Below are 25,685 nucleotides of genomic sequence, written 5' to 3'. Positions count from 1 at the left end.
AATCCCTGGCCGGTAATAAAAATTCTGGCGTCAATTAAAGCGAAATTGAACCGCAAATCGGCTGATTAAATTGTGGCCGAAATGACGGCCGATATTACGGGATCGGTCACAGGGCAACAAGCGACCCGCATGTTCTACCCGTCCATTCCACGCTGTAATCGAACACCCTTTATTGACTGTTGAGTGTAGTGAAACCCTTTGTGTCTTGCGCTTTATCTGCTGGGTGTAAGTGATTACTACCGCGCTTTGCGGCGTTTTTTCTGGGGTTGGGGGTGAGGGCTGCCTGAAAACACTGCGCGTGTAATGGCGTGTAATGGCTTGTGATCGAAGTGTAATGGGGTTCTGCGTAGAGTAGCGCTCAAGGTTGAAGGACACGCGATGCCCGGCCGTCACAGGAGCCGAGGCAAGGTGGATTGCAGACACCCTGTTACCAGTGGGCCGTTAAGGAAGACGGAACACGGCAAGCGATGGATTCGCTTGCCGCACCGGTAACAGCAGAGCGCACTTCGACCAGTTGCCAAAGGATTGGTAGCCGGGGATTTCAGCAGGATTTCTTAAGCAGGCCTCTTGTAGAAGCCCCCGGCAATTCAGGAAGACTTCGGCGCAAGCTGAACCGTCAGGCCGGCCCGGTAACCACAGAGCCTAGGAAGCCGGGATTGTGGAAGGGCCTGACAGAGGCACGGATGCCTCATTTCGCTCTTGATAGTGTTGTTGTAACCGTAGATGGCTGGGACCATCTGATTCATACCGGCAGTAAGCTTGCTTACTGCCGGTTTTTTTTCATCAAAACACTATGGAATTTGGCTTGGCGGTTGCAGTAAGCTGTGTGACGCAGTTCTCGTTCTGAGTCTGTGTTTGATGTTCAAAACTTTTCAAGACCATTGAATGCCCTGGGCGGTTTGCAGGGAAGGTGAGTATTGGCTCACTGATTACAACTATAGGGATGACAACATGAACAAAGCAGAAGTAGATAGTTATTGCGATACGTTGCCGGTGCTGGATATTCAGGTGCCTGCGGATGGTATCGAAATCGATATGATGCTGCGCCCGGTCGAGCCGGATAATGGCGTAGCGCAGTACTGGCCATTCTATGAAACCTGCAACCCGAACGAGCTGTTCGGCAATATGGGTTTCCACTTTGGTGGCCGTGGGGGCAAGGTGAAAATCAAGCTGACCCTGGATCTGTCCGCCGTGCCGGAGCGGGATCTCGAGTTTGCGCTGAGTACCGGTCGCAAGTTGGATGGCTTACTGGCGCTTAGTCCGGATTTTAAACATCAGTTTAAGGCAACTGCCAAGCGGGTTGACGGACGCTATACCCAGCTGAATATCACGGTTAAAGATCAAGATAATAAACCCGATAACTTCTCCTTCTACTGGCTGTGTGAGTCTGTGGACGGCGGCATGCATTTTGTTTCCGGTGATCCTAAAATTGCTGTGCGCCCAGACTGACTAGAGGCAGGTTGATTTTAGGGCTTCGGTATGAGTGCAGATTTCCTGAAAAGGTGGTAGTGAAAACCAGTCTGTGCTCATTCCTTGCTCTACCAGTTGCCCCATATAAATTGCTGCAGATTGATACTCTTGGGCTAATGAATAGATCTGTGCAGATGCGTATTTTATATTTGTGTCATTAGGTGTGTCCTTATTTAATTGGTAAATTTCATTTATCGACTCCGAGGTTTTTCCTAGGTATGCGAGTGATAGTGCTCGATACATTCTTGATTCGATATCGGACTTTGAATTAGTTAGCTCAAGTATTTTTTCGTATGTAGCGGTATATCTCTCGGTGTCACCCGTTGCGACATATACTTCGGCAATATTGCCTAGGGATGTGAGATTGTTAGGGGCAATATTTGCCGCAATTTTGTAGTTTTCTAAGGCTGTATTGTATTTTTTTTGAAGGTAGTTTGCTACGCCTAGGTTTGTATGATCATGCCAGCTTCTAGTTTGATCTGGAATGCTATTTAAAAACGACTCTGCTTCTGCGTAATTTCCATTTTCTAGATAAATTCCACCCAAGAGTCCATATGAGTTCCAGTGTGTTGGATACCTCTTGATTAGGCTTTTAAGGTTGGATATTGCTGAAGAGTATTTTCCTTGCATATACAGATTTAAGGCTAAAGTATAGTAGCTTGATTCTGACGAATGGTAGCTTAAAGATTTTTCCGCATATTTTTGGCCTTTAACGTACTCCCCTCGGTTGTATAAGAACCTGGCATATTCGGAAAGTATTTCGGCGGGAGGAATTTGGATTGCTTCAGCTTTTGATATAAGGGATTCGAAATCGCTGTAATTTTTGTTGTGAGTTTGTAGCTCAACTTCCAGTTTTAGTATCTCTTGAGTGCTAATTTCTGTGCGTTTAGCTCGATCGAGGGCAGCGGACCCTAAGTTCAGGAACTTCTGTTCGTTGGAGTTTAGAAAAAGACCTATCGCTACTTTGATGAAGGTTCGATATATATTGATGTTTTTGGGGTTTTTTACCGAAAGGTGTTCTAGCGTATCCAAGTCTTTTGGGGAGAATACGCGATTTTCTGCGCGATCAGCAATTTGCAGATACACTTCGTAATCACTTTCATCAATGATAGCTTGTTGAGTAAATTTTTCGAGTAGAGCTTGCTCAAAAAGCTGGCTAGTAGTGTTGGTTATGCTATGGGCAGATTCTTGCCTCATGTTGGAAAGAATCGTAATATTTTTTTGCTTTACTATATGGCTATTTAAAGGGGATATTCTTTGTATCTCAGTGTTACAACGGGTTTCCGCACACGTTAGATGTGCAAAGAGTGCATCGGTAGCTCCTTTATTTCGCAATACCTGCAACTGCTCCTCAAAATCCATCCCTTCTTTAGGCTCAAAACTCACTAACGCACTCGCCTTCAACTGCGAAACCGAATTCATCAATGCCTGCCGCACCATAGTGCGCGTCAGTGTCTTGGAATTCTCCTCCCCACGAATCTCCCCGTTAATCTCCACCGGCATCACCGCAATATAATGCGGCTCTAATCGCGTAATCTCCTTCCAGCCCCAGTAACCCCCTGTACTCAAAAGTAATGCAGCGGCCACACCAGCCAGCACATGCTGCCAGCGGCGGCGGCTTTTGACTTTGTGGTGGGTAAACAGGTCGGTCAGTGTTGCGGTGTAATCGTCGGTATCGGATTCCAGCCCCTGTTTGTACAGCAGCTCAAACCCCTGATACACAATCAGTGCACTCTGCGGGCGCTGGGCCGGGTCTTTGGCTAGGAGTTTGTCCAGCAGTACCGCCAGTGGTTCGGGAATTTCCACCCACGCCTGCTGCGGTGGGGTGTGCGGTTCGCTGGTGATGCGGTTGGCCATGGCCAGGGCGCCGGCTTCGTGTTTGGCGAAGGGGCGGCTGCCGGTGAGCAGTTCGAACGCAATGGTACCGAGGCTGAACAGATCGCTGCGGGCATCCAGGGTTTTGCCGAGGATCTGTTCCGGCGACATGGCGGTGATGGTGCCGGCGAGCTGGTTTTCCAGGGTAAGGGTTTTCTCGTCCAGCTGCTGGGATTTGGCGATGCCGAAGTCGGTGATCTTGGCCACCGGTTCACCCTTGGTATTTTCGGCGATGAGGATGTTGTCGGACTTCAGGTCCCGGTGAATGATGCCGAGGTCGTGGGCCTGGGTGAGGCCCTGGCAGATCTGCATCAGCAGGCTGAGTTTCTGCTGCAGGCTGGGGCTGCGCTCGCGCATCCAGGCGCGGAGCGTGGTGCCCTCGATATATTCCATCACCAGCGCAACGCTGCTGCTGCCGTTTTCCAGAGACTCTTCCAATACATCGTGCAGGGCGACGATATTGGGGTGGTTGAGCTGGGCTAATAATCGGGCTTCTTGCTGGATGCGGTCGCGGGCGTTCTGACTGGCGACATCATCCCTGAGCTTTTTGATCGCCACCTGGCGGTGCAGTTTGAGGTCGTCGGCGAGGTAGACAATTCCCATGCCGCCGGCACCCAGGGTGCTGTTTATGCGGTAGCGCTCGCTGCCGTTGCCCGGTAACTCCGTGGCGGATTGACTGGTACTGGTAGCACTGGTCTGTTGGCCAACTTCTGGATCTGCAATATCCATCTGCGTGTTCTTTTTGTTAGAGCCTATTGAATACCCGGGTCTTACCCCTGACCAGGGTGTTCGGCGTGCCGGGTTGGCTCCAACCGGAGGTTGCCGGTTAAAGGTTCACGTTGGCATCGCCGCTGCTGGCAATCTGGGAATTGCCTGCGTTGTTTTTGTTTCCTGTACCGCCGCAGAGCCCCGGGTATTGCTGCCGCAGGTCGTTGAAGGCGGGAATATCGCAGATTTTGACAAAGCGCGCGGTGCAATACCAGATGGGAGAGAATCCCTGTTCCAGGGTTTTGCGAATATGGGCCTTGGCGGAGAGCAGGTCGCCGGTGGTGATATACACCTGGGCGCGGGCATAGTTGACGTAAATATCGTCCGGCGCATCCCGGCGAATCCGGATCAGGTTGTCCACGGCTTTTTCCGCTTCGCCGAGTTCTGCATAGGCGCGGGCCTGCAATAGCAGGGCTTCCCAGTCGTCGCGGCCCTGGGTGATTTGCAGGGCGCGCTGGGCAAAGGCGGGTGCCTGTTCCGCCTGCCCCAGTTCGTGAGCGATTTCGGCGCGGTACAGCAGCGGGTCGGCGTCGTCCGGGGAGAGGCGGGCGAGGCGATCGAAGCAGCGCTGGGCCTGGCGGTAGTGCTTTTCGATGTAATAACCCTGGCAGAGATTGTACAGGTCCAGCGGACCCAGGCTCTCGGCGCCGACCTCGGTCAGCAGGCGAATGGCTTCCTCGGGTTGGCCCAGGTCCAGCAGGTTGCTCGCCAGCAGCGAGTTGGCATCGCTGAAACCGGTGTAGCGGGTCATGGCTTCCCGCAGTACTTCGTTGGCCGCAGGCATGTCGCCCATCTGGGTCAGCGCCAGCGCTTTCTGGGTCAGGTAGACATAACTGGTGCGCAGGGCCAGGGCGTTGTTGATCTCTTCCAGTGCCTGCGGGTAGGCGCCGCGCCGGTGGTGGTAGAGAGCGCTGAGAAAGTAGTAACTGGCCCTGTCCGGCAGTACCAGTTTCAGGCGTGCGAGCAGCGCTTCTGCCCGGCCCGCGTCGTTCACATGGATTGCCAGCCGCAGTTCGCCGATCAGTAGTTCCGGGGTGTCGGCCAGCGAGGCCGGTGCCTTGCGCAGGAAGCTGGCCAGGCGTTTATCGGCATCTGCTGCGCGGCTGTTGGCTTCGCGATCGATCACCATGGCCGCGTAGAGTTCGTACAGCGGCGCAAAGGTGCCTGCGGTTTTTTGCAGCTCCTCCAGCTGGTCCAGCAGGGTTGCCTGGTGTAGCTGGTCACTGCGTTGCTCGTAGATCTCCAGGTAGGTCAGGTAATCCGCATCGCTGATATGGGGTGGCTGGTCGTTGCCGCGTGCCGGGTAGTCCGGCAGCAGGTGGTTGACCTGGTGCAGGGTGCGGCCGCGGCTTTCCAGGCCTTCTTCCACCACTGCCAGGCGGGTACTGCGGCTGGCAATGACCGCGAGGGTGTCGCTGTCGAGCAGTTCCAGCGAGAGTTCGCAGCTAAGAGGATCGCAGTCGAACGCCGGCACCAGCAGCAGGTCGGCACTGAGGGACTTGGCCTGGGCTGCCAGCGGTTCACCGCGCAGGCTGCGGGATTCCGCAAAGGAGATCAGGTTGAGGCCGCTGCGGTTGGAGAGCCCCTGTTTGAGGGCATTCTGTACGTTGCTCACCAGCAGGCGCTGCTCGCGGCTTAATGCTGCTTGCTTGTCGCGGTCCAGCGGTTCCAGTACCGCAATATATTTACTCGCTGCGGGCGCGGTGCTTTTCGAGAGCAGGTCGCTGTTGAGCAGGGCGAGGGTGGCGGCTGCGAGAAGGCCGGTGGCAAGGGTGCCGAGGGCAATGTGTCGCAACAGGCGTGGACGATGGCTGCCCTGCTGGTAAAAGCTTTCCGCGGTAACCGTGGCGGTGATTGTGTGGGTGCGGGTAAAGCTGCCGCTGCCCTGGATCGCGATCAGCTGCTGGTCGAGCTCGGCGGCGACCGCGGCGGCATTGATGGGGCGCTGCTCCGGCTGTTTGGCCAGCAGCTGGTCGAGCAGTGCGCAGAGTGCCGGCGGGAGCTCTGGAGCCAGCTTGGACGCCGGTGGATGCGGATGTTTGACGATGCGGTCGACGGTGACATAGGGGCTGCTGTTGTCGCCGAAGGGATTCTGGTCGCACAGCAGGCGGTAGGCCACGACCCCCAGGGCGAACAGGTCGCTGCGGTTGTCCAGGGGCTTGCCCTGGGCCTGTTCCGGCGACATGGCACCCCAGCTGCCGGCCACGTGCTGCTCACGGGTAAGGTCGCTGTCTTCCTGCAGGTTTTTGGCGATGCCGAAATCGGTAATCTTGATGGTGCCGCTGCTATCCACCAGGATATTTTCTGCTTTCAGGTCCCGGTGAATGATGCCGGCGCTGTGGGCGCGGGTGAGGCCGGCACAGATCTGCTTCAGCAGCTGTAGTTTCTGCACCAGGTCCGGGGAGCGCTCCCGCTGCCAGCGCTGCAGGTTGCAGCCGTCCACATACTCCATCACCAGCGCAATATCGTTCTCGCCCTCGACCACATCGTAGAGCTGAACAATATTGTTGTGATTGAGTTGTGCCAGCAGCAGCGCCTCGCGACGAATGCGCTCACTGGCATTGCTGCTGTTGGGGTTGCGGAGCAGCTTTTTGATCGCCACCTGGCGGTTCAGGCGTTCGTCGGTTGCCAGGTACACCACGCCCATGCCGCCGGAGCCGAGGCGGGCGGTAGCGTGATAGCGGCCGATGTAAAAAGGTAACTGCTCTGTTTGCATGCTTCTGACTGCGGTAAAAAACTACGGGTTAACCGCCGTCCGTGGTTTTTGGCCCACTCCCTGTGGGCGCTGAACATTAATCCAGCCGTGGCTCAAACGGGTTCGGGTACTTCTGAGCCGGTGGTCGTATTGATAATGGGGTGTTCGTCACTGGTGGCTTCCAGGACTTCTTTCTGCGACCCCTTGAAGATATCCAGCTGGTTGCACCCGAGGCGCATTTCATAGGCGCGGCGCTCTACCAGGCGTGATGTGTCGATGGCGTCCGGCAGACTGTCGGCAATCTGTTTGCGCGCGCGGAATATCTGGGTGTTCAGATGGTTGACGGTAATACCCAGCTCGCGGGTGGCCAGGTCAATGGCGACCCAGCCCTGGTCGGAGTGGTCGACTTTGCGCTGAATATCGCGGATACGGGCGCGGGCCAGGTAGAGCAATAAATAATTGTGGGTGCGCGCCGCCAGGTCGAGTTTCATGTCGTCTTTGGCCAGCTGCAACTGTATGTGTTCTTCGTGATGGCTGACGCTAAAGCGCAGGCGGAAATCCGAGACACAGAGGTTGTTGATCGACAGTTCGGTGGTGGTGCTCTGGCTATTGCCGAGGAACAGCTCCCAGCTGTTGTGGGCGCAGTCGATGCGGCTGCCGTGGTTGACGACTCTCGCGCTTTCGCTGTTTTCCGCGCTCTCCAGCAGCTCGTAAATCCACACGCCATTGATGGGATTGAAGTGCAGGCTGGCGATGGGGTCGTGCTCATCGGGCAGCAGGTGATAGGACTCCAGAGGCTGGCTTTCACCGCTCTCGATGTCGATCAGCAGGTTTTCCGGTGGGTCCAGGTTTTCCATTCGCCACACCGGGTTGTTGGCGCGGCCGAAGGTAATTTTGTCGCCCACTTGCAGCTGCTGATTTTTGGCGGGGATCAGTTGCTGGCCATTGACCCAGGTGCCATTGCGGCTGAGGTCGCGAATAACCCAGTGGCTGCCGGTCCATTGAATGGCGGCGTGAATACCGGAAATTTCCGGCAGAGTGATGCGCGTGTCGGCGACACCCTGGCGGCGACCCACAGTGTGGTGTGCCATCAGGTAAACCGGTTGATCCCGGTCAGGATGTTGCAAGCAGGCCATGTTCAGTCCCTTCCCCAAATAAGACCACATCGCAGTGACACAGTGAGCCCGCAACATTTCGGCTTTGTGTGCGTGTGGAAATGATCAAGACAGGGCGGCCGGATTGCTTCTCGCCGAGCACAGCCTTGTGCACGGCCAATGCGGCAGTCGCCCGTATAGCAATACGGGTCTCTGCCAGGGGCCAATTGTTTTTACCGGGTTGCGGTCGCGGGGGCCGAGTGGTTCAAGCATGTTCCGGTGGGGAGATGCGTGACGCACTTCTCATCTTTTTCTGCCGCGACAACGCAAAGCGCCGCTGTCTTGAGTCAGTGAACGCTTACTGATAGTCGCGCGTCCACTTTAGTGTTGTTGCCCCATTTATACCCGACTTCGGCCCGATTGCAATGATTGGATGCGAATTGTTAGCAACGGGCGAACAGCTTGTACCGGCGTCTCGGTCAAGCTTGATTCCGGGTTGTACTCGGGTGCTTTAAAAGAGGGGCGTATTGGTACTCCGCCCTTATTTCGGCTCGTCCTGCTCTGGCAGGTTGCGGCTGTCCTTGCGGTCGAGGTCTCCCACATCCAGTACCGGCGAGGCGTCGATATGTTCCGCATCCATCATTAGTGCCACCCGCTGCAGGGACGAGATGATCATGGATTGCTCCCACTCCCGCAGGTCGCGGAACTGTTTGACGAAGTGCTCCTGTAGCGGGGTGGGGGCGTCGCGAATGATGTCTGCGCCTTTATCGGTCAGGTAGGCGTGCACCTTGCGCTTGTCTTCGATGGAGCGCTCCCGATACACCAGCCCGCGCTTTTCCAGGCGGTCGAGGATGGTGGTAACAGTGGCCTGGCTGAGGCTGATTTCTTTTGCCAGGGCGCCAATGGTGACCTGACCCTGCTCACGGATAGCCTGCAGCAGCAGTAGCTGCGGTGCGGTCAGCCCGGCGGTCTTCACCAGCTGCTTGGAGTGCAGGTCGGTGGCGCGGATCAATCGGCGCAGGGTGATCAGTACTTCTTCAATTTTGTCCATCAGCAGCAGGCTCTTGAAATCAGGGTGGCAGGCGCGGCGGCTTGTTTGCCCGCGCCCGACTTTAGGTCCTGCGGCGCTTTTGTCAATTGCCTGCCCGCCCTGAGTCACATTTTCGTTCACCTCCGTGCCAATTCGCGACTTTTCTCCGGGTGCCTCTGCCCGTGACCCGGTGCGGCCATGGGCTTCCCTGTGGCCCCCGTGTTTACTGGGCTCGGCGTAATCCAGCGTGTCGTTTTCGGGGTCGAAACTGGTCGCGTTCTGATCAAATTGCATGAGGCTTGGCCTTGCGCCCTCGATAATGTTTAGAGTACGATGTATTTAAATATTTAGAGCAGTAAATAATTTTTTAAAGAAAAGGTCAAATTTCAAGCGAAAATAAGTGGTGATGACGTAATGTCGCGTTTTCAAAGCTTTTTTACATTCATTTGATATAGATCTAACAATTTGATGACTAAAGGTATTGGTTTGAGCGCGACAAGCGAACAGAAAGAAGACGACTCAATCGACGACAAGGTAAAGCTGGCGCAGCCGGCCAGTGCGCCCGAACAGGGTGCGCAAGTGCTGCTGCGCCGCCCGGTGAGCGAAGACGGTGCCGCAGTGCACCAGCTGATCGGTGCCTGCCCGCCCCTGGATACCAACTCCCTCTATTGCAACCTGCTGCAGGCCAGCCACTTCTCAGCCACCAGCGTGGCGGCGGAACTGGATGGCGAGCTGGTGGGTTTTATCTCCGGTTACCGGATTCCCGAGCGCCCCGACACCCTGTTTGTATGGCAGGTGGCGGTGGCCGAAGCGGGGCGCGGTATGGGCCTTGCCGGCCGCATGCTGCGCGAAATCCTCGGCCGCCCGGCCTGTGGAGCGGTCACCCACCTGGAAACCACCATTACTCCGGACAACGACGCCTCCTGGGCGCTGTTCCGCAGTCTGGCGCGCAAGCTGGGCGCTGGTTGTGTGGATTCGGTGATGTTTGACCGCGAGCGCCACTTCAAGGGTGCCCACGACAGTGAAATGTTGCTGCGTATAGGTCCTTTCACCGCGGCCGCGGCCGAACCCGTTGCCGAGACGGCTGCAGCTGCAGTTGGCTGAGCGCGCGGTACCGGTTTTGCGGCCTGTTTTCTGTTTCTCCTTTTACTTATTTAAATCAACCATTCAATAAGGGTGGCCTGTATGAAAATTTTTGACGAAATCGAATCTGAAGTAATGAGCTATGCCCGCGCTTTCCCGCGGATTTTTAACAAGGCGCAGGGCGAGTACCTGTACGACGAAGACGGTAACCAGTACCTGGATTTCCTCGCCGGCGCCGGCACCCTGAACTACGGCCACAACAACCCGCTGTTCAAGGAAGCGCTGCTGGAATACATCCAGCAGGATGGCATTACCCACGGCCTCGACCTGCACACCAAGGCCAAGGGCCAATTCCTGGAGGCCTTTTCCGAGAAAATCCTGAAGCCGCGGAACATGAGCTACATCATGCAGTTCACCGGTCCGACCGGCACCAACGCGGTTGAGGCTGCGCTGAAAATCGCGCGCAAATACAAAGGCCGCGAGAACATCATTTCCTTCACTAACGGCTTCCACGGCTGCAGCATGGGTGCGCTGGCGGCGACCGGTAACTCTCACCACCGCGGTGCCTCCGGCGTGAGCATGAGCGGCGTATCGCGCATGCCTTACGAGAACTATCTCGGTGACGACATCGATACCACCGCCTACCTGGACAAGGTCCTGAGCGATTCTTCCAGCGGTATCGACCACCCGGCAGCGGTGTTGGTGGAAACCGTACAGGGCGAGGGCGGTATCAACGCGGCCAGCGTCGAGTGGCTGCGTAACCTGCAAGATGTGTGCAACAAGCACGACGTATTGCTGATTGTGGATGACATCCAGGCCGGCTGTGGCCGTACCGGCAGCTACTTCAGCTTTGAGGAAGCGGGCATCAAGCCGGACATCGTTACCCTGTCCAAATCCTTGAGTGGTTACGGCCTGCCATTTGCGGTGGTACTGATGAAGCCGGAGCTGGATCAGTGGAAGCCCGGCGAGCACAACGGCACTTTCCGCGGCAACAACCTGGCCTTCGTTACCGCCACTGCAGCCATCAACCACTACTGGAGCGACGACAAGTTCGCCAAGGAAGTGCTGCGCAAGGGCGACTACATCGAGCAGCGCCTTTCCACCATCGTTGAGAAATACGGTGACGGCAACATGACCACCCGCGGCCGCGGCATGTTCCGTGGTCTCAACTGCGTCAGCGGTGAACTGGCGGACAAGATCACTACCGAAGCCTTCCGCAATGGCCTGGTGATTGAAACCAGCGGTGCCGACGACCACGTGGTGAAAACCCTGTGCCCGCTGACCATCAGCGACGAGAACCTGACCAAGGCGCTGGATATTGTGGAAGCGGCCGTGGCCAAAGTGCTGAAGGGCCAGGATGTCCCGGAAGAGCACGATTTCTTCGCGGACGAGAGTGGTGCGGAATCCGCAGAGAAAGTATTGGCGGGTGCGGCCTGATACTGGCCGCCACTTTTCAACACGAAATAGTCAAAGCCAAATTTTTCAAGACCAGAACACGAATTTAGAAAGAGTTAGTAAAAGCAATGATCGTTAGAAAACTGCAAGAAGCCGAAAAAACCGACCGTCGTATTGTTTCCGAAGGCTGGGAGAGCACCCGCCTGCTGTTGAAGAATGACAACATGGGCTTTTCCTTCCATATCACCACGATCTATGAAGGTGCTGATCTGCACCTGCACTACCAGAACCACCTGGAATCGGTGTACTGCATTTCCGGTGAAGGTTCGGTGATGGCGGAGGCTGATGGTGTGGTGCATGAGATCACCCCGGGCACCATCTACATCCTGGACAAAAACGACAAGCACGTACTCAAGGCCAAATCCGAAATGAAAATGGCCTGTGTTTTCAATCCGCCGCTGCACGGCAAGGAAGTGCACAACGCAGAAGGCGCCTACGAGCTGGATGCCGAAACGGTACAGGACGAAAAATAATCCGACCGAGCGCAGCAGTAACACGATGTACGAAGCAGCCATTTACAACAGGGCGGCAGAGTTCTGGGGCACCAGTCGCAAATATTTTGCCGGTGCCTCACATCTGAAACTCGAAAACGGTCAACGCAAGGATCCCATGAAGACCCATACGGTAGAAAAAATTGGCGGTACGTCCATGAGTGACTACCGCGCAGTACGTGACAACATCATTCTGAAAAACGGCAGGGCGAAAACCGAAGGACTGTACCAGCGTGTATTTGTGGTTTCTGCCTACGGTGGCATTACCGACATGCTGCTGGAGCACAAAAAATCCGGTCGCCCAGGGGTATTTGCCCTGTTTGCCGGCGCCGATGATGAGCGCGAGTGGTCCGATGCGGTGGCCGGTCTGCGCAAGCAGATGGAAGAACTTAATGCATCGCTGTTTACCGATCAGGTGATGCTGGCCAAGGCTAACCGTTTTATTGGTGAGCGCCTGGACGATGCCGCCAACTGCCTCGGTGACCTGGAGCGGGTTTGCCAGCACGGCCACTTTGCCCTGGAAGGGCACCTGGATGTGGTCAGTGAAATGCTGGCCAGCCTGGGGGAAGCGCACAGCGCCTGGAATACGGTACAGCTGTTGAAGCAGGAAGGCATCAATGCGCGCTTTGTCGATCTCACCGGTTGGCGCGATGGCGAACACATGACCCTGGACGAGCGCATCGAGCGTGCCTTTGCCGATGTGGATTTTGCCAGCGAACTGCCGATTGCCACCGGTTATGCCCACACCGCCGACGGTCTGATGAAGACCTTTGCGCGCGGTTACAGTGAAATGACCTTCAGTCGCATCGCAGTAAAAACCGGTGCCAGTGAAGCGATTATTCACAAGGAGTACCACCTGAGCAGTGCCGATCCGCGCCTTGTGGGCGAGGAGCAGGCCGTGCCCATCGGCCGCACCAACTACGATGTGGCGGACCAGCTGGCCAACCTGGGTATGGAAGCCATCCACCCGCGCGCGGCAAAAGGATTGCGCCAACAGGAGATTCCCCTGCGGGTGATGAACACTTTCGAGCCCGAGCACCGCGGTACCCTGGTAACGGGCGACTATGTAAGCGACACACCGCAGGTAGAAATCATCGCGGGGCGTAAAAACATCTATGCTGTTGAATGTTTCGATCAGGACATGATGGGCAGCATGACCAGTTACGACCGGGCGATCAACGAAATCATTGCGCGCTTCAAGGGCAGCGTGGTGACCAAGGATACCAACGCCAACACCATTACCCACTATTTGGGTAACAACCTGAAAACCGTCAAGCGGATCAAGAGCGCGATTGGCGAGCTATTCCCCGACTGTGACATTCAGGTACGCAAGGTGGCGGTGGTTTCCGCGATTGGCAGCGACATGAAAACCTCCGGCATGCTGTCCCGTGCCGTGAGTGCGCTGGCCAACTCGTCGATCAGCATCCTCGCGGTGCACCAGTCCATGCGCCAGGTGGATATGCAGTTTGTGGTCGATGAAAGCGACTACGAAAGTGCGGTCAAAAGCCTGCACGCGGCACTGGTGGAAGTGCACGAGCATGGCGACGCCATATGCGCAGCCTGATACCTGCCAGGATGTTCCGACTGCCGCCAGCCCTGCTGGCGGCAGTGTTGCTTGTGGCGGTCGCATTTTCGGTGATCACTGCTCCGGTTAATGCACAGGACGATGCAACCGTAGCGCCACCGGTGATTACGGAAAAAGAAAAAGCAGAAAATAAAGAAAAGCTGGCAGAGCTGGAAAAGCTCTCCGATGCCGCGGACAAGCTGGAAAAGCCACTTTATTCGCCCTTCATCGAACGCTATGTGCTGGATGAATTGAAACAGCTGCGGGTGGACATGGCCGCGCAGAAAGTCTCTCTCACCGAAAACATTGTCGACCGACAATTGAGCGCCGCCGACAAGGCCATCACCTACGCGACCGACACCATCACCTATTTCTTCTACCTGATTGCCGGCTTCAGCTCACTACTGGTGATCATGGGCTGGACCTCTATTCGCGATGTGAAAGAAAAGGTGCACACCCTCGCCAACCAGGAAATCTCAAGCCTGGTAGAGCAGTACGAAGAGCGCTTGCGCAGCATCGAAGAACAACTGTCGGAAAAAACCCAGCACATCGAAAACAACCGCGACGAAATCGAATTGACCCAGGAAATTCACTCCCTGTGGTTGCGCGCCGGTCGCGAGCAGACCCCCAGCGGAAAAATTGCGGTTTACGACCAGATCCTGAAGTTGCGCAAGGACGACGGCGAAGCGCTGACCTACAAGGCGGATGCGGTGCTGGAACTGGACGAACCCCAGTGGGCCATCAACCTGTGCCTGCAGGCGCTGCAGATCGACAACGAAAACGGCAACGCCTACTACCAGCTGGCCTGTGCCTATGCCTATTTAGAACAGTGGGAAGAGTCCATCGATTACCTGAAGAAAGCCCTGGATATTTCCTCGGCCTACCGCGACGAAGCGCTGGAAGACTCCGCATTTGATGGCCTGTACAACTCGGCAGAATTTACCGCACTGATGGGTATCCAGCCCGATGGCGCCACACCTACACCAGGTAAACACTAAGCCCATTGCGATTGATAGATTTCATAAAAAGCATCGCTGTAGAAAACCAATAACGCATTAAAACAATATTTAGGGGGGAGTATCCGTGCTGATCAGTTTCCTGTTTTTTCTGGCTTTGTTTGCTGCGGTAGGCATCAGCTCTTACCGCAAAAGCCGCGGTACCAAAAAAGATTACTACCTCGCCAGCCAGGATATTTCGCCCATGCTGGTGGGCCTCTCTGCGGTAGCCACCAATAACAGCGGTTACATGTTTATCGGGGTTATCGGTTACACCTACGCTACCGGCCTGGCTTCCATCTGGCTGATGCTGGGCTGGATTCTGGGGGATTTTCTCGGCTCCCTGTGGATCCATAAAAATCTGCGACAGGCGGCAAAGCACAGCGGTGAATCCAGCTATGCCGGTGTACTGGCCTGCTGGCAGGGCACCCGCTTTGGCGCCTGGCAGAAACTCGCCGGTATTCTCTCGCTACTATTCCTTCTCGCCTACGCCAGCGCGCAGCTGGTTGCCGGCAGTAAGGCGCTGTATGTGGTACTGGACCTGCCGATCTGGAGTGGGGCGGTCATCGGTGGCGTCATTGTTGCGGCCTATTGCCTGGCCGGCGGTATCCGTGCGTCCATCTGGACCGATGCGGCGCAGTCACTGGTGATGGTGGTGGCCATGGGCATACTGTTGTATGTCGCCACGCAATCTGTCGGAGGCCTGGGGGCCGCCTGGCAACAGATGGGGGAGGTCGAGGGCTTCCTGAACTGGTATCCACAGGACTTGCTGTTACCGGGGGTTGCCGGTGGCGTGTTGTTTGCGCTGAGCTGGCTGTTTGCCGGCATCTCCGTTGTCGGCCAGCCCCATGTGATGGTCCGCTTTATGGCCCTGAACGATTCCGGGCGCATGATCCAGGCGCGCTGCTGGTATTACCTCTGGTTCACGATTTTCTATTTCATGGCCACGGGTGTGGGCATGCTGTCGCGTATTCTGCTGAACGATCCCGGTACCTTTGACGCGGAGCTGGCGCTGCCGATGATGGCGATGGAATTATTGTCGCCGGTGTTGGTGGGTTTGATTCTTGCGGGGATTTTTGCGGCCACCATGTCGACGGCGGATTCGCTGGTGCTCAGCTGCTCCGCGGCCCTTACCCATGACCTCCTGCCGCAACGCACTGAAAACACGCGCCTGCTGAAAATCGCTACGCTGGGTATAACGACCGCGGCAGTCGCCTGGGCACTGTTAAACAAGCAGAGCGTGTTCAGCCTGGTGGTGATGAGCTGGTCCGCCCTGGCTTCGGCCTTTGCGCCACTATTGATGGTGTTGGCCGCCGGCGGCAAACCCTCACAGAAGCTGGCGATTGTGATGAGTGTACTGGGACTTGCCACCGCACTGATCTGGCGCTGGCTGGGTTGGCATGCACATATTTACGAGGGCATGCCCGGGATTCTTATGGGGCTTGTGGTCTACGCTGTGGGGCACTTTTTGGCTCGCGAGCCCGTGAGTCGCACAGTGAATGCCTGAATACAAGAAACCCGGCACTAGGGCCGGGTTTCTCGTCCATCCTGTGAGACGGAAAATGGGTTGGACGGAAGGTTACTGACGAATACCTTCTACATCCAGAATCATTTCAACGGTCTGGGAAGCCGGACCCAGGTCGTAATCGATACCGAAATCTTTCAGCTTGAATTCGGTCTTGCCGGTGAAGCCCTGACGGTAGCCGCCCCAGGGGTCCTTGCCGCCACCGATTTCGGTCACGTCGATGGTGATCGGCTTGGTTACACCGTGCAGTGTCAGGTCGCCTTTCAGCAGTGCTTTGCCGTCGCCATTGGCTTCAAACGCGGTGCTTTTGAAGGTGGCGGTGGGGAACTTGTCCACGTTCAGGAAATCTTTGCCGCGCAGGTGCTTGTCGCGCTCAGCGTGGTTGCTGTTCAGGCTGGTGGTGTCCACGGTGACCTGCACGGAAGAGGCTTCCGGCTTGGCTTCATCGTAAACAAAGTTGCCATCGAACTTGTCGAAGCGGCCGTACAGCCAGCTGTAACCCAGGTGCTTGATACGGAACTGGACAAACGCGTGGGCGCCTTTGGTGTCGAATTTGTAGTCCGCTGCCTGGGCAGCAGTAGCGCCGATCAGGGAGGCGAACAACAGAACTGCGAGCTTTTTCATAATCTCTTCCTGCGAGTGGGTTAAAATTTTCGGTTAAAACTTGAGCTAATTTGTTCGCGGGCCGAGGCCCAGCATTTTTTTCAAGGTGCTATCCCGATTGACGAAGTGGTGCTTGAAAGCCGCAAGGCCATGCAATAACACCAGACCCATCAAACTCCACGCCAGCCACTTGTGGATAAGTCCAGCCACATCTTCCTGGTTCTCCAGCCCGTCGAGGGTCGCCGGGACACTGAACCAGTTGAACACCTCGATCGCGCGCCCGTCCGCAGTACTGATCAGATAGCCGGAAACTGAAATCGCCAGCAGCAGCCCATAAATGATCCAGTGTGCCGCACCGGCAGCCCGTTGCTGCCAGCGTGGGGCCGGTTCCGGCGACGGGTTCACATTCAGCCAGCGCCACAGCAAGCGGAGTAGCAACAGGATTAACAGCAGGATACCCACTGACTTGTGGATATCCGGCCCCTGGCGATACCAGGGGTCGTAATAAGACAACCCGCGCATCCACCAGCCAAGGGCAAACATACCGATGATGGCCGGGGCCATCAGCCAGTGGAAGGCGACGGCGATCCAGCCGTAATGGGATTCACTGTTGCGGGTCTGCACTTCGGACTCCGTCGGTGTCTGCCAGGGGGTACCCAGGGGTTGTCGAATGGCACGCATTATAAAAATTTTATGGCGCGGTAATAGCGCAAAAAGCCGGCGCTATTTTTCGAAAAAATCGCACAGGATGCAATTGCTGCAGGCTATGGGCCGGGAAGGCGTAGGGGAAGGCATAGGGGAAGCCGAGAGGAAAGCTGGAGATGTAAGGCGTCAGTGATGGCTGGCGTGCTGGCGCTCGGCGGCGTTGAGTACCTTGCCCAGCAGGTTGAGGTCCAGCTGGCTGCGGTCGCTGAGCTGGTGGGTCAACCAGTTCAGGTCGTGGGGTTGTTGGTCGCTCTCCTTGCCGTTTTCCATGGCGATCTGTTCCAGCTGCCAGATGACATCCAGCAGCAGGTCGGGAGCCAGCGCCTGTTCCTCGTCTTCGGTGAACAGGTGATTTTCCAGGCGATCCAGGTCCCGGCGTTTGACCACCAGCTCGGCGTAGTTGGGATACCAGCGGCTGCTGAAGGGTTCGGGGCGGCGGCTGAAGTCGAAGGTGATGCGCAGGCGGTTGCCGTCGCTATCTTGCAGAACCGGCGTGTCGTTCTCTTCCGCGGGCAGGGCGGGGTGGTGGCGCAGTATGCCGACGATGGCACGCCAGTCGCTGCTGTGTTCCGGGCAGAGACGCAGGGGCTGTTCGAGTTCGATGGTGGGGGCGCCGGGTCGGTCGATGTAGGCGAGTTGCTGGCCGGGGCGGTACCAGTAGAGGTCCAGTTTGTGTTCTGCGGCGAGGCGGGCGAGGTCGTCGCTGGTAAGGGGTTCTTCAGACAGGGCACTGAGGTGGTCGACGGCCTGCTGTACGCTGAGCCAGCGCCGCATATGGAAGGGTTTGCTGCCTGATTTCCCCGTTTTACTGCTAGCCGCCGCTGCCATTGTTGCTTTACTTCCCTATGGAGTTTTTTTTACCCATAAAAGGTTAGCAGCTGGCGGTGAATTTGGTCGGAATGTGAGTGGCAGGAAGGGGAATTTTGTGAATAGATTTGTGGCGTCAGTGCTAGCGGGTATGTGTTTGTGAGACACGCCGTAAACCCATCCATGGGGGCTCGGCTGCGGCCGTCCTGGCCGCAGACGGTCTCACAAACACATACCCGCTATCACTGCCTTCGCATCGGAGTTATTTGGCTTTTTATAACCAACCTTTCTTCTTGAAATACAAATAGGGCGCCATTCCCGCCATCAGCATCAAGCCCAGCGCCCAGGGGTAGCCGAGTAACCATTGCAACTCCGGCATATGGTCGAAGTTCATGCCATAGATACTGGCGACCATAGTGGGAGGCAGGAAGACTACGGCGGCGATGGAGAAAATTTTGATGATCTTGTTCTGTTCGATGCTGATAAAGCCCTGGGTGGAGTCCATCAGGAAGTTGATCTTTTCGAACAGGAAGGTGGTGTGGGACATCAGGGTGTCGATGTCGCGCAATATGCCCCAGCAGGTTTCGCGCAGTTCCGGGTCGTCTTTCAGGTGGCGCTGGAGGAAGGCGATGGAGCGCTGGGTGTCCATCAGGCAGAGGCGGATTTTTCCGTTGGAGTCTTCCAGTTTGGCGAGGTGGTCGATGGCTTCTTCCAGGTCGGCTTCTTCATCTTCCAGTACCAGGTGGCTGACTTCGCCCAGTTTCAGGTAGTTGTCTTCCAGGGCGTCGGCGAGGTTTTCGACTTTCTGATCGAACAGCAGGGTCAGCAGTTCCTGGGCGTTGTGGGCTTCTACCTGGTTGCGGCGGGCGCGCATGCGCAGCAGGCGGAAGTCGGCCAGTTCGCTTTCGCGCACGGTGATGAGCCGCTGGGGCTGTAGGATGAAAGCGACGGTGGCGGTGTCGTGGCGGCCTTCGCTCTGGGTGAGGTAGAGGGAGTGCACGTGGATACCGGCGGCGTCCACAAAAAATCGGGCGGAGGATTCCAGTTCTTCGACGTCTTCGGATTCGGGCAGCTCGGTGCGCAGTAGCTGTTCCAGCAGGTCGCGCTCGTTTTCTTCCGGGTCCTGCAGGTCGATCCAGGCCGAGTCGGAGAGGTCCTGGCTGCGGTAATCGCTGCCGGCGTAGGTTTCTTTTATTTTGCCGCGCTGGATTTCAAACAGTCTCAGCATTACCGCTTCCTTGATCTTGGATTTTGCCGAGGCAATGGCCCCGGGGAGTCTGGGGCATGGTGTCAGTCTGTTGGCAACAAATCAATTGCCGCCACTGTCCTGTGGCGGCTTGGGCTGAGGATTTTCGCTTACAGCCACATGGGCAATTGCGCCCGTATCTGCTCGGTATCGCAGGTGGTCAGGTTTTTGCGGGACTCTCCTGCAATGGTGGCCAAGCAGGGAGACGACATGGACTGGCGCAGGCTGCCGGCCATGGAGGGTTCTGCGACGATATACAGGCGATCGAAGCGCCCCTGTTGCCGCCCCTGTTCCAGGGTGTGGGCGATGTCGCGGGCAAATTTTTGCGCGCCCTGTTTGCGCAGGCTGGTGGGCTCCGACATGGCGTGGCGGCCGAGGCCATTGCTGTCGAAGGATCTGCCGGGGGCGTCGCTGAGCAGCTCCTGCCCTTTCATGCGGCCTTCCGGGTAAACAAGGGATTCTATTTCATTGAGTGTGCCCGCGCGTTTTTCCGCCTCAAACACGCGTGCGTGAGTATGGTTGGCTACCAGAACCCAGGCTTTTGACATGGTCGTTCACCTCTGTTTTTGCTGCGAGTTACCGCATTGGGTTTACTGCTGAATGGTAGGCCGGAAGCAGTCGTGTTCCTAGGCAATACACGGCTCTCACTCGGGTTGCCGCTCACTATCATGTCCTCAGGGCACATTATTTATCGTCGGGTATGTCGCCGGACGGGAGCTTTGAAACGGGAGCTTTGAAACGGGAGCTTTGAAACGGGAGGTGTGAGATGAAAGTCGAACAAGCCATGCACCGGGGCGTCACCTGGTGTTCACCGGATACGCCGCTGCAGGAAGTGGCGCAGCTGTTGCGGGATCACGATGTGGGCGCCATTCCGGTAGGCGAAAATGACCGCCTGATCGGTATGGTCACTGATCGCGATATCGCCTGTCGGGCGGTGGCCGAGGGCTGGGACCTGCGCAGTAAGTGCGCCCGCGACGTGATGACAGAAAACATTGAATACTGCTACGCCGATGAAAATATGGAACAGGCAATCGAGCATATGGAGCATATGCAGATCCGCCGCCTGCCGGTGGTGGATGGGGCGCGGCGCATGGTGGGCATGTTGAGCATGGGCGATATTTCCCACTCGGTGAACGACGACAGTTGCCACCGCTATGCCGCCGCCGTTTCCGCCCATCACTAGGGCGGGAGCCGATCGCTAAAAAAGTGCGTCCTTGCACTCTTAAACGCCAGCCGGTGGGCGTATAACACCGGCTTGTCCCTGGGTTTAGAGATGCGGTTTAACCCGATGGAAAGCGCATCCATGCGCTGCGTACTCGAAGCGCGCGTTTGGCGTCCGCCTGTGAAACCGGGCGCCTGCGCAGTCGAAATTTTGTGTCGTCGTAGCTATTGGCCTATCTACCTCTTTACCTGTCGATCTCTCTGCCTACCTGAGTGGGCAGAGTTATATCAAAAACAAAGGCAAATGCGAATACTTATCATTTAAATATTGTGAAGTTTGTCGTCATCGGTTTGTCATGGAACGTACATAGACTGCCGTTCAATGACCGCTGACCAGATTGTCCAATGACCCCGCTTCTTTTTACCGACCGCAAAGTGCACCTGGCCGCACTGGCGCTTCTTTTTGCTGCCGGGGTGGCGCTGTGTCTTTGGCTTTCCGCTCACACAGGCACGGTGCCGGAGACGGGGTACTACCACCTCTACCAGTGTGAAACCCGGGGGCCCGCAAAGCGTGCGGATGGCGAGGGCAAGCTGTTTTTTTCTGTGTTGCTGGTTTCTTCCTCTCATGCCCGGGAAATTGCCGATAACCTCTGTAAAAATCCGGCAATGGGGCGGCACTACGCCGGTGTGCAGGTTTCGTGGAAGCCCCGCAGCCACCTGGCGGCCGAAGACATTCTGAGTGAGGCCTACGACCTGATCTGGAGCCGCACCCATTCAATGGCGGGATTGCTTCCCGAGTACGGGGACTACTACGAGCCGCTGCTGCGTTACGACCACTACCGTGTTTACTGGTTCAGTCGCGGAGCCGAGCCCGAATTAACCGCGGAATACTTTCACGGCAAACGCATTGGCCTGCTCAACGACAAATTGAGCCACACCCTGTACCTGTTGCCACTGGCATCGCTCAAGGATGCCGGGATCGAATTCAGTGCGGAAAACCTGATTTATTTCGACGATGCCGTGAGCCTCTACCAGGCCTTCGCGCGGGATGAACTGGATCTGGTGAGTGGCGGCGACTATGTGCAGCAGGATCTGGATATCCCACTCTCCCGCACCCTGATTTCCAGTGACGCCAACGCCGCGACCCTGTTTGTCAGGCGCAAGCGCGCCCCTGGTATCGAGTGTGCGCTGGTGGCCGCCTTCAACGGGTTTGCCAACGATTATCTACAGGGGCAGCGGGTGTTTGAGGGAGGAGAGCGCTGTGCTCCCTGATCGAGCCAATCTTCGCCCGGTACTTTTCTGGGGGCTGCTGTGGGCGCTACTGAGTGTGTGTTTCTGTGGGCTGGCCGCCTGGCAATCCCAGCGCACACTGGTACAGGATATTTCCACCCAGCTCGACCGGCAGCTGCCGGAAAAACTGGCGCTCGCCCTGCAGGCGCGGCTGACCGATGGCGACCTGGGGCAGTGGGTGTCCAACCGGCTGGAGCAGGATCTGCAAAAAATCACTCCGACGGGCGGATTGCCGAACGTAAGCAGCTGCTCCGCACGTGTGATCCAGTTGATTGGCGATGAAGGCTCGGCGCCGGGAGGCAATATTCAGGTGTCGTGGCACATCGGCAGTGAGCCGCGCCATACCTTGCTGTCGTTGGACTGCCAGTACAACTGGCCGTTGCTGATTGCGAGCCAGTCCCTGCTGGCATTGCTTCTGGTGATGGTCATTGCATTGTTGCCGCGGCCACTTTCCCGTGCGCAGCGTGCGCGCATTGCACAGCTGGTGCAGCGGGGCCTGCCTTCGGGCCAGGCGTACAGCCTTTCCGAAACACTGACCGACCAGCAATTACAGTGGTTTGACTGTGCCATGCGCGCGAATGGTGGCAACACGGAGCAGGCGCTTGTTGTCGCCGCCACGGACAATCGGCTGGAATTCAACTGCACCTCGCTACAGGTTCGCGTGCACGGTGTTGTGGTGAAGTTGTCAAAGACGCCTTTCTTTTATTACCTCTGGTATGCGCTGCAACGGCAGGGCGATGAGCGCGAGGGCTGGTTTTTGAACCCGCCCGTCAATCGCCCGGACCGCGCTGCTGCCGAATCCCTGATCGAATGGATGGAAGCCCACGGCGGGCATAACAAGTCCATCAACGATCTCAAGGAGAACGGACTGCGCGCAAAAACCCTGGATCAGAATCGCAACAAAATTCGCGACGAACTGGTCTCCGCCCTTGGCGAAAATCTCGCCACTTCCTTCCTGTTCGAGTCAGAACGCGACCTGAAAAGCGGCCGCTATCGCCATCGCCTGTCACTGGGTTCGTCACAGATCGAAGTCGTAACTGACTGATTTATCGATACTTTTTCTTTTAGAGATATCTCTTTTGGGGGCTGAGGCCTCCTTTTAACCTGTTTGTCACACGCAATTTTGATCATGCGCTCCGAGCGGCCCGGAACACACATCGGGCCTTATTAGGATCTCGACAGGATCTCGACAGGAACTCGACAGGACCTCGATAGGACCTCGATAGGACCACGGTAGCAAACCACTCGAGCATCGACTTCTACACCGATACCGAACCGATTCGGAGCAAAACAAATGATCAATCTTGAGCGCAACAAACTGTCTCTGCTGATTTCTCTTTCTCTGGCCGGTGCAGCGGCACCGGCTCTGGCGCAACAGGCGGTGGACGCCGGTCAGCTGGAAGAAGTGAGCGTAATGGCGCAGCCGATCCGCGATAGCCAGAAGGCCGCGATCGACGCCAAGCGCGATGCCGACAACACCGTCGACATTATTTCTGCCGATACCATCGGCCGCTTCCCCGACCAGAACCTGGCGGACTCCCTCGGCCGTGTACCGGGTCTGGCCATCGAGCGCGACCAGGGCCAGGCGCGTTACATCAACTTCCGCGGTGCACCATTCCGTTACACCTCTCTCGCCATCGACGGCCTGAGTATTCCGGGTGCGGAGAATGGCCGCGTACCGCGCTTCGACAGTTTCCCGTCGGTAATCACCAGCCGCATTGACTCCAACAAGGCGATCATGGCGGACATGCCCGGCAGTGCAGTATCCGGACACATCAACATCTCCACCTTCGACCCGTTTGTGAAAGAAGGCTGGGCTTTCTCCACCGACGTGGGCATGGGTAACCAGGAGTTGGGCGACGGCGACATTGAAAAGCTGGCCCTGCGCACCTCCTGGTCCAACGACAACTTCGGTTTCTCCCTGTTCACCTCCGAGAACAGCCGCGAGCAGGTCACCGACAACCGCGAGTACGACATCGAGCGCACTGATAGCGGCGAAGTGCTGGTCAACGAGCTGGACTTCCGCAGCTACAAGGTCACCCGTGAAGACCGCGCCTACGGCGGCCGCTTTGAGTTCCGTGGTGACGGCGCGCTGGAGCGTGTATTTGTATCCACCCTGTACAACGAATTTCAGGACTTCGAAGAGCGCAACCAGATCGTATTCGACTTTGCTGGCGGTGCTGAAGCCGTGGGTGCGCCGCAAGCCACTGGTGCGGTTGCGGAAAACCAGTTCGCCCTGGCCGGCCGCGCCCTGGAGTACGGTCTTTACGAGAACTCCACCTTCACCAATACCCTGGGTGCGGATTTCACCCTGGGTGATTGGCATGTCGAGTCTCGACTGAATTTCACCGAAACCGAAAACAATATGTTCCTGCCGATGCCGCGCAGCGCAGGTGGTTTCGTGATGGCGAGCTTCGATGTGAGCGATCTGCTGGACCCCGCCGTAACCGGGCTGTTTGATCCTCGCGCCCAGGCGCCGATCGACGTCAATGAGATTAACTATGCCGTTGACCTGGGTATGCTGATCGGCACTGAAATGACCATCGATGCCACCAAGTTCAAGCTGGATGCCGAGCGCGAAATGCAGTTGTTCGGTCAGGACGCGGTGGTAAAAACCGGGTTCGAGATGGATGCCCGTGAGGCTGATGGCTTCGGCATGGTATTCGCTTACGGCGGCTTCCCTTCCGATGTAAACATCAACGACTTTGCCACCAGCGAAGCCTGGGAGAGCCAGTTCAGCAACGGTATCGCCGGCGCTACCTACTACGACAACAAAGGACTGCGCCAGGCGTGGAGTGCTGCGGTCGGCGGCCTGACCCTGACCCCGAACGATTCCCAGGCCATCCGCTTGGAAGAGGACATCACCGCGGGTTACGCCATGGTGACCACGCACTACGACTGGGGCAACCTGGTACTGGGCGCGCGGGTAGAGAACACGGATTACCTGAGCGAAGGCCCCACCGGCAACTTCGAAGACAGCTTCACCAACGTACTGCCCAGCGCACACCTGAACGTTGACCTCGCTGAAGACGTAAAACTGCGTATGTCCGTGTCCACTGGTGTCAGCCGTCCTACCTACGCAGAATGGCGTGGCGACGACATGGTCGACTTTATCCAGAACAGTGTGAGCGCGGGTAACCCGGCGCTGGAAGCGGAAGAGTCCATTGGTGCGGACCTGTCCCTAGAGTGGTACGCCGGCGACGCCAGCCTGCTGAGCGCCGGCCTGTTCTCCCGCAGCATCGACAATGTGATTTACGCGCAGAGCGATGTGATAGCGGGCAGCGCCTACCTGCCGGAAGTGGGTGCCGACTACTGGGTTTACACCCAATACGTCAACGGCAGCAACGGCAAGATGCGCGGAGCCGAGTTCAATGCCATTGCCCAGGCTGCCGATTTCCTGCCGGCCCTGGAAGGTTTTGGTGTCAGCGCCAACCTGACCCTGCTGGACAGCGAGTTTGAAACCCTGGACGGCACCCGCCACAGCCTGCCGGGCACCTCCGAGAACATCTTCAATGCCTCGGTGTTCTACGAGATGGAAGGCTTCTCTGTTCGCCTGAACCACCAGTACCGCGACGACTGGCTTTCCACCACCGAGAACGTCGGCATGAATGATTACTGGGCCGAGCAGAAGCGTGTGGACCTGTCTGTGAGCTATGACCTGCCGATGGATGTATTCGGTGCGGGCGTCACTCTCTACGCCAACGCCAATAACCTGACCGATGAGCAGGACGTGCGCTACACCGGTGACGAGAGCAACCCGAACCAGGTGGAAAGCTACGGCCGCCGTTACCTGGCCGGCTTCCGTATGAATTTCTGATCCAGCGAATG

Annotated in this window: 20 protein-coding genes; 11 read left to right on the top strand and 9 right to left on the bottom strand. The window is 56.9% G+C overall.

The features are described from left to right. The first annotated feature begins 951 nt into the window (after positions 1-951). Positions 952-1,449, top strand: coding sequence for a hypothetical protein (locus tag M0G74_RS03130; protein ID WP_248214368.1), 498 nt, complete (start codon positions 952-954; stop codon positions 1,447-1,449). Here M0G74_RS03130 and M0G74_RS03125 read toward each other — a convergent pair whose 3' ends face one another. The 4 genes from M0G74_RS03125 to M0G74_RS03110 all read right to left on the bottom strand — a co-directional run bounded on the left by M0G74_RS03125 (position 1,450) and on the right by M0G74_RS03110 (position 8,953). After that, positions 1,450-4,074 carry a serine/threonine-protein kinase gene (locus M0G74_RS03125; protein ID WP_248214366.1) on the bottom strand — a complete coding sequence of 875 codons (2,625 nt, stop codon included), beginning with the start codon at positions 4,072-4,074 and terminating at the stop codon, positions 1,450-1,452. Between the two features lie 97 nt (positions 4,075-4,171). Further along, positions 4,172-6,829 carry a serine/threonine-protein kinase gene (locus tag M0G74_RS03120; RefSeq protein WP_248214362.1) on the bottom strand — a complete coding sequence of 886 codons (2,658 nt, stop codon included), beginning with the start codon at positions 6,827-6,829 and terminating at the stop codon, positions 4,172-4,174. Positions 6,830-6,921: 92 nt separating this feature from the next. Beyond that, positions 6,922-7,944 carry an FHA domain-containing protein gene (locus M0G74_RS03115; RefSeq protein WP_160152499.1) on the bottom strand — a complete coding sequence of 341 codons (1,023 nt, stop codon included), beginning with the start codon at positions 7,942-7,944 and terminating at the stop codon, positions 6,922-6,924. Positions 7,945-8,443: 499 nt separating this feature from the next. Then, entirely contained in the window at positions 8,444-8,953 is a 510-nt protein-coding gene (locus M0G74_RS03110) for a MarR family transcriptional regulator (RefSeq protein ID WP_248215301.1), read from the bottom strand. A gap of 465 nt (positions 8,954-9,418) precedes the next feature. Between M0G74_RS03110 and ectA the strand changes: the two genes are divergently transcribed. The 6 genes from ectA to M0G74_RS03080 all read left to right on the top strand — a co-directional run bounded on the left by ectA (position 9,419) and on the right by M0G74_RS03080 (position 16,027). Beyond that, positions 9,419-10,036, top strand: coding sequence for a diaminobutyrate acetyltransferase (gene ectA / locus M0G74_RS03105; RefSeq protein ID WP_248214359.1), 618 nt, complete (start codon positions 9,419-9,421; stop codon positions 10,034-10,036). 81 nt (positions 10,037-10,117) lie between these two features. Continuing rightward, on the top strand, positions 10,118-11,452 hold the full coding sequence (gene ectB, locus M0G74_RS03100; RefSeq protein WP_248214354.1) for a diaminobutyrate--2-oxoglutarate transaminase: 1,335 nt from the start codon (positions 10,118-10,120) through the stop codon (positions 11,450-11,452). An 86-nt stretch (positions 11,453-11,538) separates the two neighbouring features. Next, positions 11,539-11,943 carry an ectoine synthase gene (locus M0G74_RS03095; RefSeq protein WP_160152502.1) on the top strand — a complete coding sequence of 135 codons (405 nt, stop codon included), beginning with the start codon at positions 11,539-11,541 and terminating at the stop codon, positions 11,941-11,943. Positions 11,944-12,079: 136 nt separating this feature from the next. Beyond that, complete coding sequence (locus tag M0G74_RS03090; RefSeq protein WP_248215300.1) at positions 12,080-13,525, top strand: aspartate kinase; 1,446 nt, start codon at positions 12,080-12,082, stop codon at positions 13,523-13,525. Continuing rightward, positions 13,513-14,523 carry a tetratricopeptide repeat protein gene (locus tag M0G74_RS03085; RefSeq protein ID WP_248214351.1) on the top strand — a complete coding sequence of 337 codons (1,011 nt, stop codon included), beginning with the start codon at positions 13,513-13,515 and terminating at the stop codon, positions 14,521-14,523. Before M0G74_RS03090 ends, M0G74_RS03085 begins: the two co-directional genes overlap by 13 nt. Before the next feature lie 85 nt (positions 14,524-14,608). Further along, positions 14,609-16,027 (top strand): sodium/proline symporter, encoded by a 1,419-nt coding sequence (locus tag M0G74_RS03080; protein WP_248214324.1) that lies wholly within the window; start codon positions 14,609-14,611, stop codon positions 16,025-16,027. Between the two features lie 72 nt (positions 16,028-16,099). On the opposite strand, the gene M0G74_RS03075 is transcribed toward M0G74_RS03080, so the two are convergent. The 5 genes from M0G74_RS03075 to M0G74_RS03055 form a co-directional block, all read right to left on the bottom strand. Continuing rightward, positions 16,100-16,669: a YceI family protein gene (locus M0G74_RS03075; RefSeq protein ID WP_160152505.1), complete on the bottom strand. Its 570-nt coding sequence runs from the start codon at positions 16,667-16,669 to the stop codon at positions 16,100-16,102. Positions 16,670-16,714: 45 nt separating this feature from the next. After that, on the bottom strand, positions 16,715-17,272 hold the full coding sequence (locus M0G74_RS03070) for a cytochrome b (protein WP_348983689.1): 558 nt from the start codon (positions 17,270-17,272) through the stop codon (positions 16,715-16,717). A 207-nt stretch (positions 17,273-17,479) separates the two neighbouring features. After that, a complete protein-coding gene (locus M0G74_RS03065; protein ID WP_248214318.1) occupies positions 17,480-18,181 on the bottom strand; it encodes a hypothetical protein in 702 nt (233 codons plus the stop codon). Positions 18,182-18,434: 253 nt separating this feature from the next. After that, the gene (gene corA / locus M0G74_RS03060) at positions 18,435-19,388 is read right to left on the bottom strand and encodes a magnesium/cobalt transporter CorA (RefSeq protein WP_160152507.1); all 954 of its coding nucleotides are present in this window, start codon (positions 19,386-19,388) and stop codon (positions 18,435-18,437) included. Positions 19,389-19,516: 128 nt separating this feature from the next. Beyond that, the gene (locus M0G74_RS03055; protein WP_248214316.1) at positions 19,517-19,954 is read right to left on the bottom strand and encodes a host attachment protein; all 438 of its coding nucleotides are present in this window, start codon (positions 19,952-19,954) and stop codon (positions 19,517-19,519) included. Between the two features lie 218 nt (positions 19,955-20,172). Between M0G74_RS03055 and M0G74_RS03050 the strand changes: the two genes are divergently transcribed. The 4 genes from M0G74_RS03050 (at position 20,173) to M0G74_RS03035 (ending at position 25,674) form a co-directional block, all read left to right on the top strand. Further along, complete coding sequence (locus M0G74_RS03050; RefSeq protein WP_248214314.1) at positions 20,173-20,589, top strand: CBS domain-containing protein; 417 nt, start codon at positions 20,173-20,175, stop codon at positions 20,587-20,589. Between the two features lie 383 nt (positions 20,590-20,972). Further along, positions 20,973-21,839 (top strand): hypothetical protein, encoded by an 867-nt coding sequence (locus tag M0G74_RS03045; protein ID WP_248214311.1) that lies wholly within the window; start codon positions 20,973-20,975, stop codon positions 21,837-21,839. Then, positions 21,829-22,902, top strand: coding sequence for a hypothetical protein (locus M0G74_RS03040; RefSeq protein ID WP_248214308.1), 1,074 nt, complete (start codon positions 21,829-21,831; stop codon positions 22,900-22,902). Before M0G74_RS03045 ends, M0G74_RS03040 begins: the two co-directional genes overlap by 11 nt. A 249-nt stretch (positions 22,903-23,151) precedes the next feature. After that, positions 23,152-25,674, top strand: coding sequence for a TonB-dependent receptor (locus M0G74_RS03035; protein WP_248214307.1), 2,523 nt, complete (start codon positions 23,152-23,154; stop codon positions 25,672-25,674). The last annotated feature ends 11 nt before the right edge of the window (positions 25,675-25,685 follow it).

The organism is Microbulbifer sp. CAU 1566, from assembly GCF_023156515.1.
GTDB lineage: Bacteria > Pseudomonadota > Gammaproteobacteria > Pseudomonadales > Cellvibrionaceae > Microbulbifer.
The sequence above is the reverse complement of the archived record's forward strand: the minus strand, read 5'-3'. Positions and strand labels throughout refer to the sequence as shown.

What these genes read in the sequence shown, in the direction of transcription:
- M0G74_RS03130 (WP_248214368.1), top strand. Translation starts at nt 952, where the DNA reads ATGAACAAAGCAGAAGTAGATAGTTATTGCGATACGTTGCCGGTGCTG.
- M0G74_RS03125 (WP_248214366.1), bottom strand. Translation starts at nt 4,074, where the DNA reads ATGGATATTGCAGATCCAGAAGTTGGCCAACAGACCAGTGCTACCAGT.
- M0G74_RS03120 (WP_248214362.1), bottom strand. Translation starts at nt 6,829, where the DNA reads ATGCAAACAGAGCAGTTACCTTTTTACATCGGCCGCTATCACGCTACC.
- M0G74_RS03115 (WP_160152499.1), bottom strand. Translation starts at nt 7,944, where the DNA reads ATGGCCTGCTTGCAACATCCTGACCGGGATCAACCGGTTTACCTGATG.
- M0G74_RS03110 (WP_248215301.1), bottom strand. Translation starts at nt 8,953, where the DNA reads ATGGACAAAATTGAAGAAGTACTGATCACCCTGCGCCGATTGATCCGC.
- ectB (WP_248214354.1), top strand. Translation starts at nt 10,118, where the DNA reads ATGAAAATTTTTGACGAAATCGAATCTGAAGTAATGAGCTATGCCCGC.
- M0G74_RS03095 (WP_160152502.1), top strand. Translation starts at nt 11,539, where the DNA reads ATGATCGTTAGAAAACTGCAAGAAGCCGAAAAAACCGACCGTCGTATT.
- M0G74_RS03090 (WP_248215300.1), top strand. Translation starts at nt 12,080, where the DNA reads ATGAAGACCCATACGGTAGAAAAAATTGGCGGTACGTCCATGAGTGAC.
- M0G74_RS03085 (WP_248214351.1), top strand. Translation starts at nt 13,513, where the DNA reads ATGCGCAGCCTGATACCTGCCAGGATGTTCCGACTGCCGCCAGCCCTG.
- M0G74_RS03075 (WP_160152505.1), bottom strand. Translation starts at nt 16,669, where the DNA reads ATGAAAAAGCTCGCAGTTCTGTTGTTCGCCTCCCTGATCGGCGCTACT.
- M0G74_RS03065 (WP_248214318.1), bottom strand. Translation starts at nt 18,181, where the DNA reads ATGGCAGCGGCGGCTAGCAGTAAAACGGGGAAATCAGGCAGCAAACCC.
- corA (WP_160152507.1), bottom strand. Translation starts at nt 19,388, where the DNA reads ATGCTGAGACTGTTTGAAATCCAGCGCGGCAAAATAAAAGAAACCTAC.
- M0G74_RS03055 (WP_248214316.1), bottom strand. Translation starts at nt 19,954, where the DNA reads ATGTCAAAAGCCTGGGTTCTGGTAGCCAACCATACTCACGCACGCGTG.
- M0G74_RS03050 (WP_248214314.1), top strand. Translation starts at nt 20,173, where the DNA reads ATGAAAGTCGAACAAGCCATGCACCGGGGCGTCACCTGGTGTTCACCG.
- M0G74_RS03045 (WP_248214311.1), top strand. Translation starts at nt 20,973, where the DNA reads ATGACCCCGCTTCTTTTTACCGACCGCAAAGTGCACCTGGCCGCACTG.
- M0G74_RS03035 (WP_248214307.1), top strand. Translation starts at nt 23,152, where the DNA reads ATGATCAATCTTGAGCGCAACAAACTGTCTCTGCTGATTTCTCTTTCT.